The sequence below is a fragment of the uncultured Candidatus Kuenenia sp. genome (genome assembly GCF_900696675.1).
Lineage (GTDB): Bacteria > Planctomycetota > Brocadiia > Brocadiales > Brocadiaceae > Kuenenia > Kuenenia stuttgartiensis_A.
The window spans coordinates 1-3,385 of record NZ_CAADGZ010000210.1 but is presented as its reverse complement, the minus strand read 5'-3'; the positions used below and the strand labels follow the sequence as shown (position 1 = coordinate 3,385).

The 3,385-nt window shown below is 41.3% G+C and carries 3 protein-coding genes; all 3 read left to right on the top strand.

The genetic code is table 11. The features are described from left to right. The first annotated feature begins 362 nt into the window (after positions 1 to 362). Genes QZT26_RS16935 through QZT26_RS16925 form a run of 3 tightly spaced genes read left to right on the top strand, consistent with a single transcriptional unit; the run spans position 363 to position 3,263 of the window. Entirely contained in the window at positions 363 to 1,025 is a 663-nt protein-coding gene (locus QZT26_RS16935; RefSeq protein WP_164995276.1) for a nucleotide exchange factor GrpE, read from the top strand. Between the two features lie 48 nt (positions 1,026 to 1,073). Continuing rightward, positions 1,074 to 2,942, top strand: coding sequence for a molecular chaperone DnaK (gene dnaK / locus QZT26_RS16930; protein ID WP_164995277.1), 1,869 nt, complete (start codon positions 1,074 to 1,076; stop codon positions 2,940 to 2,942). A gap of 39 nt (positions 2,943 to 2,981) precedes the next feature. Next, positions 2,982 to 3,263, top strand: a complete 282-nt coding sequence (locus tag QZT26_RS16925; protein ID WP_164995278.1) for a hypothetical protein — start codon at positions 2,982 to 2,984, stop codon at positions 3,261 to 3,263. The last annotated feature ends 122 nt before the right edge of the window (positions 3,264 to 3,385 follow it).

The following is a 3,385-nucleotide window of genomic DNA, read 5'->3' as shown; positions in this document are numbered from 1 at the left end:
AGATCCCGCGTCCGCGGCAACAATCACATGAATTATTAGAGGCATTACAGATAAAGTTGCCAGAAGTATTGCCAAGCCGGAACATACGGGTAGTCACTAGAAAAAAGCTTGCTGTTCGGCGTAAAAGCCAATAAATATAAGGCTTTTACGGCACTTTTGTTTTTTGACTTGGGGTGAACATCCGTTACAATATAAAGAATTACCTCGAATCTAAAAAACGGCTTGTTTATGGTAATATCAAAACACTTCAACACGGACTTTGACGTGGCCCTGGCGGTTAATAACTTGCCAAAGAGATATTTTTTGTTATAATTTAAATTTTAAAATTTCAGAGCCCCTTTTTGACTAAAAACATTAAAATAATGTCAAACGAATCAGAAAAAAAACTTGATAAACTTGAAGATGATAAAGAAGCAACTCCTGAAGGGAAGTATGCTTCGCCGTCCGATACCGAATCAGAGAGTAAGAATGGTGGTGATTCAGAATCGAATGAGATTGAAGTTGTTCAACCATCAGAGGTACTGTTTGCGGAACAGCAGGCAATAGTACAATCACTAAAACAAGAATTAGATGAAAGTAGAAATAAGATTGGTGAACTTCAGCATTCCGTACGCAGACTGGCGGCTGATTTTGACAATTACAAGAAGTGGGTCGCAAAAGAACGCCAGATAGTTGAACGTACGGCAACTGAATCACTCATTAAAAAATTACTCGATATTTACGAGAGTCTTGAAAAAGCTGCTGCCACTAACGATGAATCCATGGGCAAGGAATTCAAAGAAGGGATAAAATTAATTTATAAAGAATTTTCCCGTGTGTTAAAATCTGAAGGACTAGAGCCTATAAAAGCGGAAGGGACACAATTAGATGTCTGTAAACATGAGGTTTTGATGCAGATGGTGAATGATGAGGCGCCGGAGAATACCATATTGCAGGAAATACAAAAGGGGTATTTGCTAAACTCCCTGGTTTTAAGACCTGCAAAGGTAGTGGTATCACAAAAATCGCAAAAAGAAGAGACTTAAGGAACTGAAAACACTAAAAATTAGGAAGAGATTAAAGGAGAATAGGATATGTCAAAAATTATTGGAATAGATTTAGGCACAAGCAATTCTGCCGCTGCGGTATTAATAGGTGGTAAACCGACTATTATCCCAAGCGCTGAAGGGGCGACCATCGGAGGAAAGGCATTTCCTTCCTATGTTGCTTTTACAAAAGACGGGGAAAAACTTGTAGGCGAACCGGCAAGGAGGCAGGCCGTTAGCAATACAGAGGGCACAATATATGCGATAAAGAGAAAAATGGGGACCGACTATAAAGTCGAGATTAGGGGAAAAAGTTTTACTCCTCAACAAATTTCCGCATTTATTCTGCAAAAAATCAAACATGATGCTGAAGCGTATCTGGGAGAACGTGTTGAAAAGGCGGTAATAACGGTTCCTGCATATTTTAATGACAACCAACGTCAGGCAACAAAAGACGCCGGTACTATTGCAGGACTCGACGTGGTGAGGATTATCAATGAACCTACTGCGGCGTCATTGGCATATGGATTAGACAAGACGGAAGAGTCTCAAAAGATTCTTGTTTTTGATCTGGGCGGTGGTACTTTGGATTGCACCATCATGGACTTTGGCCAAGGCGTATTTGAGGTTGTTTCTACCAGCGGCGATACCCAACTAGGCGGCACGGACATGGATAATCATATTGTTGATTATCTGGCAGAGGAGTTTAAAAAGGAATTTGGCATCGACCTGAAAAATGACAAGATGGCAATGCAGAGATTGAGAGAGGCGGCAGAAAAGGCGAAAATAGAACTCTCCACAACACTTTCCACAGATATTAACCTTCCGTTTCTTACGGCGGATGCTTCCGGCCCAAAACATTTTACACATTCCATGACGCGGGCAAAAATAGAACAACTGGTTTCTCCAATAGTTAACCGGTGCGGCGCTTCTATAGAACAAGCATTGAAGGATGCGAAAATGACGGCGAACGACATCTCCAAAATCATCCTCGTAGGAGGCCCTACCCGTATGCCATGTGTCCAGAAATATGTGGAAGATTACGTGGGAAGGAAAATTGAACGCGGAATTGATCCTATGGAATGCGTTGCTATGGGCGCAGCCATACAGGCGGGTGTTTTATCCGGAGAGGTAAAGGACCTTGTTTTGCTGGATGTAACTCCGCTTTCTTTGGGCATTGAAACGCTTGGCGGCGTTACCACTCATTTAATAGAAAGAAATACCACTATTCCCACAAAAAAGAGCCAGATTTTTACCACTGCAGAAGATAATCAGAGCAGTGTTGAAATACACGTTCTTCAGGGCGAACGTTCCATGTCGCGTGACAATGTAACCCTTGGAAAGTTTCATCTTACCGGGATACCTCCGGCGCCAAGAGGGGTTCCTCAGGTAGAAGTATCTTTTGATCTCGATGCAAACGGCATAATTAACGTACATGCGAAAGATCTTGGGACAGGAAACGAACAGAAAATTACAATAACCGCTTCAACAAAACTGAGCCAGGAAGAAATTGATAAGATGGTCAGAGATGCGCAGAATTACGCCGACCAGGATAAACTGGTGAAAGAAAAGATAGAAATAAAAAACAAGGCGGATAATCTGGCGTATAGCGCAGAAAAAACATTGAAGGACCTGGGCGATAAAGTAGAGAGTGCACAAAAACAGCAGGTAGAAAATGCAATCAAAAATCTGAGAGAAGCAATCAAATTGGAAGACGAAAAAGACATCCAGAAAAAGATGGATGAATTAACAAATATCCTGCAGGAAATCAGTACAAAGATTTATCAGGAAGCTGCAAAGAAAGAAGGCCCACAGACGCCTCCTCACGGCGGCGGTGAACAGGAAGAAAAGGGTGGTGGAAAAGGCAAAGGGGGCGAAGATGATATCATTGACGCCGATTATGAAGTAAAAAATTGATGATACTATTCCTTTGCCGGTGAGGTTCTTCGAAGAATAATGACGGAGGTATTTTATAAAAATACGCTGTCCGCATTAAAGGTTTGCAAAGAAATACCCGTTTTAACGATTGCTTTTGAAAAATCTAATCCCCAACTACTATTTTTATTCTTATTTGAAGAAATGGTAGTTGGGGATTTTGTGTTTCTATACTTAGTGGTTAAGTGGCCAATTGGGATTTTACAGGCTGGTTTGGGTTGTAAACCTGATAATCATATAGAAGGCACCTCCGAGCGCACTCTTCATGGTAAAATGGAGGATACCGTGAAAGGCGATTGTTAAATAATAACAAAGTAAGGAGGGAGCGAGCAATGGGATATTTCGTAGGAATAGATTTACATGGTGATAATAATTATATTGGAATACTCGATGAGGAGGATCGGAAGGTATTCAAGAGGAGAAAC